At 65.5% G+C, this 13,148-nt stretch carries 11 protein-coding genes; all 11 read left to right on the top strand.

The window, feature by feature from the left end:
* The first annotated feature begins 65 nt into the window (after positions 1 to 65).
* Positions 66 to 1,283 (top strand): amino acid ABC transporter substrate-binding protein, encoded by a 1,218-nt coding sequence (locus QX124_RS14975; RefSeq protein ID WP_315797565.1) that lies wholly within the window; start codon positions 66 to 68, stop codon positions 1,281 to 1,283.
* Between the two features lie 78 nt (positions 1,284 to 1,361).
* Positions 1,362 to 2,237 carry a branched-chain amino acid ABC transporter permease gene (locus QX124_RS14980; protein WP_315772819.1) on the top strand — a complete coding sequence of 292 codons (876 nt, stop codon included), beginning with the start codon at positions 1,362 to 1,364 and terminating at the stop codon, positions 2,235 to 2,237.
* Entirely contained in the window at positions 2,234 to 3,904 is a 1,671-nt protein-coding gene (locus QX124_RS14985) for a branched-chain amino acid ABC transporter ATP-binding protein/permease (protein WP_315797566.1), read from the top strand. Before QX124_RS14980 ends, QX124_RS14985 begins: the two co-directional genes overlap by 4 nt.
* Positions 3,897 to 4,646, top strand: a complete 750-nt coding sequence (locus QX124_RS14990; RefSeq protein ID WP_315797567.1) for an ABC transporter ATP-binding protein — start codon at positions 3,897 to 3,899, stop codon at positions 4,644 to 4,646. Before QX124_RS14985 ends, QX124_RS14990 begins: the two co-directional genes overlap by 8 nt.
* Before the next feature lie 9 nt (positions 4,647 to 4,655).
* Positions 4,656 to 6,107 (top strand): aldehyde dehydrogenase, encoded by a 1,452-nt coding sequence (locus tag QX124_RS14995; RefSeq protein ID WP_315797568.1) that lies wholly within the window; start codon positions 4,656 to 4,658, stop codon positions 6,105 to 6,107.
* Positions 6,108 to 6,380: 273 nt separating this feature from the next.
* Positions 6,381 to 7,511 (top strand): PepSY-associated TM helix domain-containing protein, encoded by a 1,131-nt coding sequence (locus QX124_RS15000; RefSeq protein WP_315797700.1) that lies wholly within the window; start codon positions 6,381 to 6,383, stop codon positions 7,509 to 7,511.
* A complete protein-coding gene (locus QX124_RS15005; protein WP_315797569.1) occupies positions 7,508 to 7,777 on the top strand; it encodes a hypothetical protein in 270 nt (89 codons plus the stop codon). The genes QX124_RS15000 and QX124_RS15005 overlap by 4 nt, the downstream gene beginning before the upstream one ends.
* A 687-nt stretch (positions 7,778 to 8,464) precedes the next feature.
* A complete protein-coding gene (locus tag QX124_RS15010) occupies positions 8,465 to 10,744 on the top strand; it encodes a TonB-dependent receptor (protein WP_315797570.1) in 2,280 nt (759 codons plus the stop codon).
* Between the two features lie 332 nt (positions 10,745 to 11,076).
* Positions 11,077 to 11,307 carry an MbtH family protein gene (locus QX124_RS15015; RefSeq protein WP_315776990.1) on the top strand — a complete coding sequence of 77 codons (231 nt, stop codon included), beginning with the start codon at positions 11,077 to 11,079 and terminating at the stop codon, positions 11,305 to 11,307.
* Positions 11,308 to 11,326: 19 nt separating this feature from the next.
* Complete coding sequence (locus tag QX124_RS15020) at positions 11,327 to 12,055, top strand: thioesterase II family protein (RefSeq protein WP_315797571.1); 729 nt, start codon at positions 11,327 to 11,329, stop codon at positions 12,053 to 12,055.
* 87 nt (positions 12,056 to 12,142) lie between these two features.
* Positions 12,143 to 13,105 (top strand): TauD/TfdA family dioxygenase, encoded by a 963-nt coding sequence (locus QX124_RS15025; RefSeq protein ID WP_315797572.1) that lies wholly within the window; start codon positions 12,143 to 12,145, stop codon positions 13,103 to 13,105.
* Positions 13,106 to 13,148: the final 43 nt, after the last annotated feature.

A 13,148-nucleotide genomic window follows, 5' to 3' on the forward strand; every position in this document is an offset into this window, starting at 1 on the left:
GCAGAGGAACGTCACCGATTCACCCGCGCGGTCCGCGCGCGTGAACATGGGAGGAGGACAGAGAGATGACTTCGACCAACCGTCGTCAGGTGTTGCGGATCGCGGGGGCGGCGATCGCAGCCGGCTTTGCCGTATCGGCCGCCCAGGCACAGTCGCAGGACAAGATCCGCATCGGCTATGCGATCTCGAAGACCGGCCCCTATGCCGGCGGCGCCGGCATCACCACGCTGCCCAACTATCAGCTCTGGGTGAAGGACGTGAACGCGGCCGGCGGCATCAAGCTCGGCGACAAGCGGCTGCCGGTCGAGATCGTCGAATATGACGACCGCAGCTCGTCGGAAGAAGCGGTGAAGGCGATCGAACGCCTCGCCAATCAGGACAAGGTCGACTTCATCCTGTCGCCCTGGGGCACCGGTCTCAACCTCGCGGTCGGTCCGACTCTCAACCGGCTCGGCTATCCGCATCTCGCGGTGACGTCGGTGACCGACAAGGCGCCGGAGCTCGCCAAGCGCTGGGCCAATGCCACCTTCTGGCTCGGCACGTCGGCGCAGATTTCCAATGCGCTCGCCGAGCTGCTCGGCAAGCTCAAGAGCGAGGGCAAGATCGGCGGCACCGTCGCGATGGTCAGCGTCGCCGACCAGTTCGGCATCGAGCTCGCCGCCGCCGGGCGCGAGGCCTTCAAGAAGGCCGGACTGACCGTCGCCTACGACAAGACCTATCCGATGGGGTCGCAGGATCTGCAGCCGCTGCTCAAGGATGCGATCGCGAGCAACGCCGATGCCTTCGTCGCCTTCAGCTATCCGCCGGATACGATCGGGCTGACCGAGCAGGCGCAACTGCTGAAGTACAATCCGAAGGTCTTCTATGTCGGCGTCGGCACGGCGTTCCCGCTGTTCAAGGGCAAGTTCGGCGCGGGCAGCGACGGCGTCATGGGCATTGGCGGCTGGAATGCCGACGCGCCCGCGCTCAAGGACTATCTCGCCCGCCACAAGGCGGCGACCGGGCAGGAGCCGGATCGCTGGGCGAGCCCGATCACCTATGCGAGCCTGCAGGTGCTGCAGCAGGCGATCGAGAAGGTCGGCAAGGTCGATCGCGCCGCGGTCGCCAAGGAGATCCGCGAAGGCACCTTCGACACGATCATCGGCAAGGTGAAGCTGAAGGACGGCCTGCTGCAGGAGGTGTGGGGCGTCGGCCAGTGGCAGAACGGCGAGTTCTATGCGCTGGCGCCGGCCTCGCTGCCGGGCGCACGCGCCGCTGTCGTGCCGAAGCCGGAATGGAAATAGCCGGAACGAGGTCGTGAGCTCGCGGGCGCGCGTGATCCGGCGTGCGTCCGCGGGATTCGCGCAAGAGGCACGCGCCCCATGCTGATGTTCGACATCCTGCTGCCCGGCCTGGTGCTGGGGGGCATGTATGCCCTGATTGCGCTCGGGCTCACGCTGCAATATGGCGTGGCGCGCATCATGAACCTGTCCTATGGCGAGTCGCTGGTCGCGGCCGCCTTTGGCACGCTGTCGCTCTATTCCGGCCTGCAACTGAGCCCGCTGCTGGCGCTGCTGCTCGCGATGCCCGTGGCGGGGCTGCTGAATTGGCTGCTCTATCGTCTGCTGCTGCAGCGTCTGATCCGCCGGAGCAAGGACGCCGGCGCGCAAGAGGTTGACAGCATCCTCGTCACCTTCGGCGTGCTGTTCGTGATCCAGGGCGTCATGCTGGTGGCCTTCGGCGGGCAGTATTACAGCTATAGCTATCTCTCCATTCCCGTGACGGTGCTCGGCTCGACGCTCGCGGTGAACCGGCTGGTCGCGCTCGGTTTCGCCGCGCTGATCGGCACCGGCGTCTATCTCGCGCTGACGCGGACAAGGATCGGCACAGCCGTGCGTGCCGTCGCGGTCGATGCCAATGCCGCGCGGCTGGTCGGCATCGATGTCGCTTGGCTCGCAGGCCTGGCGTTTGCGTTCGGCGGTGGACTGGTCGCGGCCGGCGGCGTGCTGGTCAGCATGTTCCTCACCTTCAATGCCTCGATGGGCGTCGTGTTCACGATGAAGGCGCTGGTGGTGGTGATCATGGGCGGCGTCGGCAACGTCATGGGCGCGCTGGCCGCAGGGCTGCTGCTCGGCGTCGTCGAGACCGCGGTGGCGCGGCTGGTCGATCCCGGGCTGACCTTGGCGGCGACGTTTGCGATGTTTCTCGCCGTGCTGCTGATCCGGCCGACCGGACTGTTCGGAAAGGCGGCGTCGTGATCAGCCCCGGCAAGATTCTCGCCTGGTGCATCGGGCTCGTCGGCGTTGCCGCGGCAGTCGCGCTGCCGCTCTATGCCAACGGCTACTATCTCGCGCTCGGCATCAGCATTCTCTATTTCACCGTGCTGGCAACCGCCTGGGCAATGTTCTCCGGACCGACCCGCTACGTCTCGCTGGCGACGGCTGCGTTCTTCGGCATCGGCGCCTATACGGCGGCGGTGACGGGCGAGACGCTGAGCTGGCCGCTGCAACTGATGACCGCTGCGGGTGTCGGCGCTGTCGTCGCGGCCATCACCGGCCTGTCGACGCTGCGGCTGTCCGGCATCTACTTCATCATCTTCTCGTTCGGCCTCGCCGAGCTGATCCGCCAGCTCGTGATCTGGTACGAGGTCAACATTCACAAATCGGTCGGCCGCTATCTGTTCAGCGACATCACCCAGGAGATGCTGTACTGGCAGCTCTGCGCGTTGACGGCGCTGGTCTTCCTCGCCGGCTTTCTGCTGACGCGCTCGCGCTATGGCCTCGCGCTGCGCGCGATCGGCGCCGACGAGACCGCCGCGCGCCATTCCGGCATCGATGCGACCGCGGTGAAGCTCGGGGTCTTCATCCTCAGCGCGGTGTTCATGTCGGTGACCGGCGCGATCATGGCGCCGCGCTGGACCTATATCGATCCGGCGATCGCGTTCAACCCGATGATCTCGTTCCAGGTCGTAATCATGGCGCTGCTCGGCGGCGCAGGTTCGCTGATCGGCCCGGTGCTCGGCGTCATCCCGCTGGTGCTGCTGTTCGAGGTGCTGACCGCGGCGCTGCCCAATCATTTCAGCATCGTGCTCGGCCTCATCTTCATCGGCATCGTGATGGCGCTGCCGCGCGGTGTGATCGGGCTCGTCGACAGCACTTGGCGGAGGGAGCGCCGGGTCGTGCCCGAGAAGCCCGAGCAGGACGGTCGGCCGCTGCTCGTCGCGGAGGCCGTCGGCAAATCCTTCGGCGGCCTGCGCGCCGTCGACAGTGTGAGCCTGGACGTCCGCGCGGGCGAGATCCTCGGCGTGATCGGTCCCAACGGCTCCGGCAAGACGACGCTGCTCAACATGCTCTCGGGCGCGCTCGTGCCCTCGGCCGGCACGATCCGCTTCGGCGGCATCGTCATCAGCGGTCTTGCGGCACACCGGATTGCGCGGCTTGGTCTCGCCCGCACCTTCCAGTTGGTGCGGGTGATGCCGGACCTGACGGTCGCCGAGAATGTCGCGGCGGCGGCGTTGTTCCGCACGCGCCAGACCGGTGCGGCCGCAGAATCGATCCATGAGCTGCTCGCCCTGGTCGGCCTCGATGGCATGGCGGAGATGCCGGCGGGCGACCTCACTTACATCGACCAGAAGCGGCTGGAGTTGGCCCGCGCGCTGGCGCTGCATCCGCGTCTTGTGCTGCTCGACGAATGGCTGGCTGGGCTCAATCCGACCGAGCTGGAGACCGGCATCAGGCTGATCGCCTCGCTGCGCGACCGCGGCATCACCATCGTGATGGTCGAGCATGTGATGGATGCGATCCGCGCGCTGTGCGACCGCTGCGTGGTTATGAGCGCCGGCACCGTGATCGCGCGCGGAACGCCGGGCGAGGTGCTGGCCGATCCCGCCGTGATCACAGCCTATCTCGGAGAGCCCGATGCTTGAGATCAAGCGGCTGTCGCACGCCTATGGCAAGCACCAGGCGCTCACCGATGTCGCGCTCGAGGTCGCGCGCGGCGAGATCGTCGCCATCCTCGGCGCCAATGGCGCCGGCAAGTCGACGCTGCTGAAGGCGATCGCGGGACTGATCCGGCCATCGGCTGGGTCCGTGATCCGCCTCGGCGGGACGGACATCGGCTCGCTCGCGCCGCATCTGATCGTCGAGCGCGGCATCGCGCTGGTGCCGGAGGGCCGCGGCGTGTTCGGCGATCTCACCGTCGCCGAGAACCTCCAGCTCGGCGCTTATCCTTCGCGCGCCCGCGACGGCGAGGCCGCGCGGCTGGCGCACGTGCTCGCGCTGTTTCCGCGCCTCACCGAGCGCATGGGGCAGGCGGTGCGCACCATGAGCGGCGGCGAGCAGCAGATGGTCGCGATCGGCCGCGCACTGATGTCGCGGCCCGATTTGCTGCTGCTCGACGAGCCGTCGCTCGGCCTGTCGCCGCTCTTGAGCCGCGAGGTGTTCCGGGCGCTGAGGACGATCCGCGGCGACGGCGTCGGCATCCTGATGGTCGAGCAGAACGCGCGCGCCAGCCTCGACATCGCCGACCGCGTCTACCTGATCGAGCAGGGGCGCAACGCCGGCCGGGGGCCGGCGTCCGAGATGAAGAACAATCCCGACATCCAGCGCGCCTATCTCGGCCAGTCGCGCGCGCCGGCTTCCGCAACCGCATCAACCCCATCGACCTAGGAGCGCCCCATGAACGCGATCAATCTCCTGATTGGCGGCAAGGACCAGTCCGCCACCAATCAGCGTACCTTCCAGCGGCTCAATCCGATCAGCGGCGAGATCGCAACCATCGTTGCGGCGGCGTCGATCGATGACGCGCTGCGCGCCGCCGATGCCGCCGCGGCGGCATTTCCGGCGTGGTCCCGGCTCGGTCCGGGCGAGCGCCGCAAGCGGCTCAATGCGGCTGCGGATGCGCTGGCGCGCAACGCCCCGGAGTTCATCGCGCTGATGATGGCCGAGACCGGCGCCACGGCGGGCTGGGCCGGCTTCAACGTGCATCTCGCCGAGGGCATGCTGCGCGAGGCCGCGGCGATGACGACGCAGATCGCGGGCGAGGTGATCCCGACCGACGTGCCCGACAACATCGCGCTGGCGCATCGCCAGCCGGTCGGCGTCGTGCTCGGCATCGCCCCGTGGAATGCGCCGGTCATCCTCGGTGTCCGCTCGGTGGCGATGCCGCTCGCCTGCGGCAACACCGTGGTGCTGAAGGCCTCGGAGATGAGCCCGGGCGTGCACCGGCTGATCGGCGCGTGTCTGGCCGAAGGCGGTCTCGGCGACGGCGTCGTCAACGTCGTCACCAATGCGCCCGAGGATGCGCAGGCGGTGGTCGAGGCGCTGATCGCCCATCCCGCGATCCGCCGCGTCAACTTCACCGGCTCGACCCGCGTCGGCCGTCTCATCGCCATCGCCTGTGCCAGGCAATTGAAGCGCGCGCTGCTCGAGCTCGGCGGCAAGGCGCCGCTGGTCATTCTCGACGATGCCGATCTCGACGCCGCGGTGAATGCCGCCGCGTTCGGCGCCTTCATGAACCAGGGCCAGATCTGCATGTCGACCGAGCGCATCGTGGTCGACGACAAGGTGGCGGATGAATTCGTCGCAAAGTTCGCCGCCAAGGCCAACAGCCTGCCTTACGGCGATCCGCGCAAGGGCGATGTGGTGCTGGGCTCGCTGGTCAGCGCCGCCGCCTGCGACCGTGTCGGCGGCCTGATCGAGGACGCGGTGGCCAAGGGCGCCGTGTTGGCCGCCGGCGGCCGCGGCAGCGGCACGATCATGCCCGCGACCATCGTCGATCACGTCACGCCGGCGATGCGCATCTATGGCGAGGAGAGCTTTGGCCCGGTGGTGACGATCGTGCGCGTCAGCGGCGTCGACGAGGCCGTGCGCGTCGCCAACGACACCGAATATGGTCTGTCGTCGGCGGTGTTCGGCCGCGACATCGCCCGCGCGATCGGCGTCGCCAAGCGCATCGAGTCCGGCATCTGCCACGTCAACGCGCCGACGGTGCATGACGAGCCGCAGATGCCGTTCGGCGGCGTCAAGGCCTCCGGCTATGGCCGCTTCGGCGGCAAGGCCGCGATCGACGAGTTCACCGAGCTGCGCTGGATCACGGTGCAGACCGGCGAACGGCACTATCCATTCTGAGACGGCGTTTGCGGCCCGGCCCTGGCGCATCGTCGGATGCAGCCAGAGCCGGTTGCGTTCCGCGCGGCCATGCGCGGCAGCTTTTCGATATGTGTCGATGGTGCGAGGCGCGATCGAAATTCACGTTGTAGCTCCGCTGGTTGCGGCAGACAGGCGCGCTACTTTAAAGAAATTCCAACGGTTTTAGATCGATTCAGTTTGCTGCGGCCCTTCTCTTGCCGGACGTTCGGATCATCACGTGCAACGTCGATGAAGAAGGGTGGGTTCGAGCGCATGCGGCTGTGGGTTCAGGTTCACACGTGGACGTCGCTGATCAGCATGATCTTTCTGCTGATGCTGTGCCTGACCGGGCTTCCGCTGATCTTCCATGACGAGATCGATCATCTCTTCGAGGACGAGATCGCCGCGCCGGCGATGCCGGCCGACACGCCGCTGCTGCCGCTCGACCGCCTGATCGCGGCGGCCAAGCAGCAATTGCCGGAGCAGCATGCGCTGTTCGTGAGCCTGAAGCAGGCGGAGCCGCTGATCGTGGTCGCGATGTCGCCGACCGCCATTCCGGTGCCCGGGCAGTTTCATCGCCTCACCGTGGATGCGCGGACCGGCGTCGTTCTCGGCGAGGAGGCGCCGCATCAGGACGTCATGGACGTGATCCTGCGCATCCACCGCGACATGTTCACCGGCCTGCCGGGCGAGCTCTTTCTCGGACTGATGGGACTGGTGTTCGCGGCCTCCATCGTCTCGGGCGTCGTCGTCTACTGGCCGTTCATGCGGCGACTGCAGTTCGGCACCGTGCGGGATCGCTCGGCTCGGCTGAAATGGCTCGACCTGCACAATCTGCTCGGCATCGTCACGGTGAGCTGGGCGCTCGCGGTCGGCTTGACCGGCACCATCAACACGCTTGCCGTGCCGCTGTTCGATCTCTGGCGCGCGAAGACCATGCCGGCGCTGCTCGCGCCCTATCGGGGCAAGCCGCTGGCGGAAGCAAAATCGATCGAGGCCGCCGTTGGCGCCGTCCGCACCGCGTTTCCGGACCGGCTGGTGACGTCCATCACACTGCCGACGACGACGCGGTTCGGCAGCCCGCAGCATCTGATGATCTGGACCAAGGGCCGCACGCCGTTCACCGCGCGCATGTTCAAGCCGGTTCTGGTCGACGCCCAGGACCGCAGCAAGATGGTCGCGCCCGAGCTCGCCTGGTATCTCACCGCGTTGCAGGTATCGCGGCCGCTGCATTTCGGTGACTACGGCGGACTGCCGCTGAAGATCATCTGGGCCGTTCTCGATGTCATCACGATCATCGTGCTGTGCAGCGGACTCTATCTGTGGGCCGCCAAGCGCTGGGGCTTCCGCAGGAAGGTGTCCGGCGTTGTTACATCGGCAGCGCCTGCGGTGGTGTCGCCATGAGCTCCTCGGCCGCATCGGCGACGCCATCTGCCCGCGTCGCGCAACTCTCGACCTGGCAGGTGTTTCGTGCGCCGCTGCTGATCGGCCTGGCCGCCGCAGCCGGGCTCGCCTTCGGACTGTTCGGCGACGGGCTCTGGGACGGCCTGTGCTGGCTCGGGCTGTCGATTCCGATTCTGCTGTCGCTCGCATACGGCACGAAACTAAGCCGCGGCGCGAAGGCCGGAGCGCAAGGCGCTCAGGCCGGGACGCAAGATCTGCCGCTCTGAGCGCCGACGTCCGCCGTCGGTCGGCGGAAGATACCCCGCATCATTGACCTCGATCCGCGCTGCTGGACGACGCGCCCGGCGCGATGACCCTGATGCGCTCGGCCGGCCAACGATCCCACGCATCTCTTCTCTCACGCGTCCTCTCGCGCGCGGCGCCTCATTGCGATGGCAGCGCGCTGCGTCGGCGGCGCGTGATCGGTCTCGCGCAGCGAGGACCGACGCGAGCGGCGTCGCTCCGCCCTGGAAACAAACAGATACAATGGTCCCGGTGCTTTCTTCGATCTGCGCGCGGCGCGGCGGAGATGTGGCGCATTTGAAAGCAAAGATTGATTCAAAAGTGGCAATTTGATTAGTTATCATCGTACGATTGATCGAAAGTATCTCGATGAGTTCGAGACGATCGGTGTCGTGAGTTGTATCAGCCGACGCGATCGCATCGCTCTTCCCCGCGACATGCGCTTCTTTTGAAGGCTTCAAAGAAGCGGAGGGAAAAGAATCTCGTAGTAGCGACAATCTGTTGAGCCGATCGATTCGGCGAAGCTGTCGCTCGTTAGACGAGTTCTACGTCGCGCGGCGCCATCCTCAAATACCTGTATGTTAGGACCACCGACGAGCCGAGTTGGAACTTGGAATGATCGGGGTGTCAGGATGGTCTGTCGCATTTGGGATAAAGACGTTGGATTGACGATGTCGTTGGGACTTGTGAGCTCATTGGCGCTCTCGCTGAATGTCGGAGGCGTTCAATCGGCCTTCGCGCAGACCAAGCTCCCCGATGTGACCGTCGACGCGCCGAAGCCGAAAGTCCGGCAGACCGCTTCGAGACCGCAGACGACCGCGACGCGGACCGCTCAGCAGCGCCGCGTCGCGCCGCGCAACCTGCCGCCGACCGCCCCGGTGGCCTACGTGACGCCGTCGACGGGCACGATCGGCGCGCCGCCGTCGCCCTATGCCGGCGGCCAGGTCGCGAGCGGCGGCGGCCTTGGGCTGCTGGGCAACCGCGGGGTGATGAACACGCCGTTCAATCAGACGAGCTTCACATCGCAACTGATCCAGAACCAGCAGGCGCGCACGATCCGCGACGTGCTGATCAATGATCCCTCGGTGCGCACGATCCAAGCCGCCGGCGGCGGCGCCGACAGCCTGTTCATCCGCGGCTTCTACTACGACAGCGGTGACTACGCCCTGAACGGGCTGGCCGGAATCGCGCCATATTATTCGACGGGCGCCAATTTCATCGAACGGGTCGAATTGCTGAAGGGGCCCGCGGCTCTGCTCAACGGCATGACGGTCGGCGGCACTGGCGCCTCAAGCGGCGGCGCGGTCGGCGGTAGCGTCAATCTCGTCACCAAGCACGCGCTCGACACCGACATCACGCAGCTAACGGCGACCTATGCGTCCAAGACGCAATTCGGCGAGCAGATCGACGTCGGCCGTCGCTATGGCGAGCACAAGGAGTGGGGCGTACGGCTGAACAGCAAGTATTCGAACGGCGATACCCCCTGGAACCGGCAGACCGACGAGTTCGGCAATGCGCACCTCGCCGTCGACTATCATGGCGAGAATGTCCGAATCGATGCCGATGTCGGCTATCAGGCGGACAAGCTGAATCCACCGCTGCGATTCTTCGGCGTGGGTACTGCCGTCACCAGCATTCCGTCGCCACCGTCGTCCGGCACCAATTTCCAGGTGCCGTGGGCGTATTATGCGCCGACCGATTTCTTCTCGACGGTGAAAGGCGAGGTCGATCTCAACGATCGTATCACCGCCTATGCCGGATTCGGCTATCACGACAGCAACATCAACTACCGCTATCCATCGCCGGTGCTCTCGAGCAATGCTGGCCTGTTGTCCGGGACTCCGGGAACGGGAAGCGAGACGTACAAGACGTACGCCGGGGAGGCCGGCCTGCGCATGACGGCCGATACCGGCCCGATCAACCATGCCATCAATGTCGGCTATTCGGTTACCGACCGCACCTATACCCAGCAGGTGGTCTCCGGCAAGATGCCCAACTGGAGCCTTTACAGCGAGCCAACCAACATCGGGTTGCCAAGCTTTGCGACGCTCCAAGCCAATCAGACCGTCGGCGCCAATCTCTGGAGCATCGGCGTCTCCGACACGATGTCGCTGCTGAACAAGCGGATTCAACTGACCGTCGGTGTGCGCAGACAAACCGCGGGAACGGAAGTCACGAATCTCGTTACTCCGGCATCGAGCCGCCCCTTCGAGGACACCTCGGTGTGGACGCCAGCCTATGCACTCGTGGTCAAGCCCGTCGAGTTTGTGTCGCTTTATGCCAATTACATCGAAGGCCTGCAGACCCCGACCGTCGTCGCCGCCGGCTATGCCAACAGCGGCACGGTCTTCCCGCCAGGGCAGACCAAGCAGGTCGAGACCGGCATCAAGGTCGACTTCGGCCGAATCACGACCACCGTCAGCGCCTTCGATATCTCGCGCCCGAGCGTGATTACCACGAGTTCAGGGGGAGTCTTGACTCAAGAGCTGAATGGCCGGCAGCGCAATACGGGGGCCGAGTTCAACGTGTTCGGCGAGGTCACGCCGACGCTGCGGCTGCTAGGGGGCGTCGCGTATATTCACGGCGTGCAGGAGAAGACCTCGGGCGGCCTGACTGACGGCAAGCGGGCGATCGGCGTGCCCGAGCTCACCGTGAATCTCGGCGCCGAGTGGGATACACCGTTCGTGCGGGATCTGACGCTGACGGGGCGGGTCGTCTACACCGGTGCACAATATGTCGACGCGGCCAACAAACTCTCGCTGCCGGATTGGACACGCGTCGACCTGGGCGCCCGCTACACCTTCACCTCGCCCTGGAACGGCAAGCCGATCGTGCTGCGGGCGAGCGTCGAGAATGTCTTCGACAAGGCGTATTGGGCGTCGGCCTATAGCGGTGTGATCACCCTGGGGGCGCCGCGCACCTATCTCGTTTCCACGACGTTCAATTTCTAGGACGTCGATACGCGTTGGCGATGATGGGGCCGCCGCACGGCCGTTGTGCGGCGGCCTTGTTAGTCTGAGCGATGCGGACGGCGTTCAATTCCAATCTGATGAAAATTTGCGTAGCTCATCGATTGCGTCGAGGCGTGATCATCCCCGCGGTGACAAAGCGGTCGGGTCAGCAAATCATCTAGTTGGAGCCGATACATCCTCGTGTTGAATCGTCACCTGCGTGTCACCTTGGAGAGATTAAAAACTTCGATCGGCGGTATCCTTTTGACTGTCATTATCAACTGCATTACTCGTAGTCCATCAACGTCGATTGTTAGTAGGAGTAGCCGGGCATGATGGTCTTCGACAGAGATGACGTCACCTTCACCGTCGTCGTGAATCACGAAGAGCAATATTCGATCTGGCCGACCTTCAAGGACATTCCGAACGGATGGACGGCCGTCGGCGTGACCGGAAGCAAGAAGGAATGCCTGGACCATATCGAGCAGGTGTGGACCGACATGCGGCCGCTCTCGCTGCGCAAATTTATGCAGGACAACGCTCTCGCATCAGCCGAATCCTGACGCGAAGGAGATCGCTGCGATGCGGCTCATCTGTTTGCCCTATGCCGGCGGCAGCGCCATGGTCTATGCGCGCTGGAGGAGAGGTCTTCCGTCCTGGATCGAGGTCCAGCCGCTGGAGCTGCCAGGACGAGGCGCACGGATGGACGAGCCGCTGCAAACGGATGCGACGGCGTTGGTCGATCAGCTCGCGTCCGAACTGGTCGGGACGCCGTTGGCGGAGCCTTACGTCCTGTTCGGGCACAGCCTCGGCGGCTTGCTTGCCTTCGAGCTCGCGCACAGGCTGCTCGCGCTCGGCGCGCCGAGACCGCAGATGCTGCTCGTATCGGGAACGGAAGCGCCGGCCGTGCGCGACGGCAGCCGCTGGCGCGAGCCGCTCGGTGACGCCGCATTGCGCGAGGAGCTTCTCAGGCTGAACGGCACACCGCCGGAAGCGTTGCAGAGCATGGAGATCATGCGCAGCACGCTGCCGATCCTGCGGGCCGATTTCCTGATGTGCGGGAACTACGTGTATCGGCGGCGCCAGCCGTTGCCGTGTCCGCTGCACGTGTTCGGCGGAGAGCTCGACGAAACGCGTGCCGAGGCGCTGGAGGCATGGCGGGCCGAGACCTCCGGCACGTTCGGCCGCGACATGCTGCCGGGCGACCATTTCTTCATCCACAGCCAGCAGGCGGATCTGCTGAAGCTCGTTGCCGCATTGCTGGTACGTCGGGCATGGCCGGAGCCCGCCGTTGCTCGCGCGGGGCCTTGAGCGGCGCGTCGAAAGCAGGACCCAGCCGGAAAAGCCGGCTGGTGAAGAAACTTCGATGCCGAAATCGACGGGAGACGGGGAGAAGTCATGTTCGCAATACAATCTAAAGTAGAACAAGAATCGCTGCCGTTCCTTCTGCGGGCCAGCCGCACGCAGCAGCCGCTGATGGAGGCCGTCAGCGAGGTCCGCGACATGATCGAGCGCCAGCTCTACGCGTGCGGCGGAATTCTCTTCCGTGGCTTCCATCTCGACGGCGCCGAGGCGTTCAGGAGCTTCGCCGCGAGCTTCGGCCATCCGCTGCTGTCCTATGAATTCGGCTCGACGCCGCGATCGCAGGTCAGCGCCGGCGTCTACACCTCGACCGAATATCCGCCGCACCAGAGCATTCCGCTGCACAACGAGCAGGCCTATACGCGCGACTGGCCGATGAAGATCTGGTTCTATTGCGAGCAGGCGGCGCAGCAGGGCGGCGAGACGCCGGTCGCCGACAGCCGGTCGATCCATCGCGACATGCCGGCCGCGATACGCAACCGCTTCGCCGAGCGGGGCGTCATGTATGTCCGCAACTATGGCAGCGGACTCGATGTCGACTGGCGGCAGGTGTTCGGCACCGAGTCGAAGGCCGAGGTCGAGGCCTATTGCGCCTCCCATGCGATCGCCTGCGAATGGAAGGGTGGCGACGAGCTGCGGACGCGGCAGGTCTGCCAGGGGACCGCGGTGCATCCCGTGACCGGGGACATGGTGTGGTTCAATCAGGCGCATCTGTTCCACGTCTCCAGCCTTGCGCCCGAGGTGCGGGAAAGTCTTCTCGACATCGTCGGTGATCCGCTCGAGCTGCCGCGCAATGCGTTCTACGGCGACGGCTCGCCGATCGAGGATGAGACGCTGGCCACAGTCAGAGCCGTGCTCGACCGGCACAAGATCGTCTTTCCCTGGCAGACCGGCGACGTCGTCATGCTCGACAACATGCTGACGGCGCACGCGCGCGAGCCGTTCAAGGGGCCGCGCAGGGTGATCGTCGCGATGGCGCAAGCCCATCGCGTGAATTGAGCCTGCGCGATCGATCCTCACATTGTTATCGGACCTTCGGAAG

The sequence above is a fragment of the Bradyrhizobium sp. SZCCHNRI3043 genome, from assembly GCF_032377735.1.
Classification (GTDB): Bacteria; Pseudomonadota; Alphaproteobacteria; order Rhizobiales; family Xanthobacteraceae; genus Bradyrhizobium.

What these genes read in the sequence shown, in the direction of transcription:
- QX124_RS15010 (WP_315797570.1), top strand. Translation starts at nt 8,465, where the DNA reads ATGTCGTTGGGACTTGTGAGCTCATTGGCGCTCTCGCTGAATGTCGGA.
- QX124_RS15020 (WP_315797571.1), top strand. Translation starts at nt 11,327, where the DNA reads ATGCGGCTCATCTGTTTGCCCTATGCCGGCGGCAGCGCCATGGTCTAT.
- QX124_RS15015 (WP_315776990.1), top strand. Translation starts at nt 11,077, where the DNA reads ATGATGGTCTTCGACAGAGATGACGTCACCTTCACCGTCGTCGTGAAT.
- QX124_RS15000 (WP_315797700.1), top strand. Translation starts at nt 6,381, where the DNA reads ATGCGGCTGTGGGTTCAGGTTCACACGTGGACGTCGCTGATCAGCATG.
- QX124_RS15005 (WP_315797569.1), top strand. Translation starts at nt 7,508, where the DNA reads ATGAGCTCCTCGGCCGCATCGGCGACGCCATCTGCCCGCGTCGCGCAA.
- QX124_RS14975 (WP_315797565.1), top strand. Translation starts at nt 66, where the DNA reads ATGACTTCGACCAACCGTCGTCAGGTGTTGCGGATCGCGGGGGCGGCG.
- QX124_RS14980 (WP_315772819.1), top strand. Translation starts at nt 1,362, where the DNA reads ATGCTGATGTTCGACATCCTGCTGCCCGGCCTGGTGCTGGGGGGCATG.
- QX124_RS15025 (WP_315797572.1), top strand. Translation starts at nt 12,143, where the DNA reads ATGTTCGCAATACAATCTAAAGTAGAACAAGAATCGCTGCCGTTCCTT.
- QX124_RS14995 (WP_315797568.1), top strand. Translation starts at nt 4,656, where the DNA reads ATGAACGCGATCAATCTCCTGATTGGCGGCAAGGACCAGTCCGCCACC.
- QX124_RS14990 (WP_315797567.1), top strand. Translation starts at nt 3,897, where the DNA reads ATGCTTGAGATCAAGCGGCTGTCGCACGCCTATGGCAAGCACCAGGCG.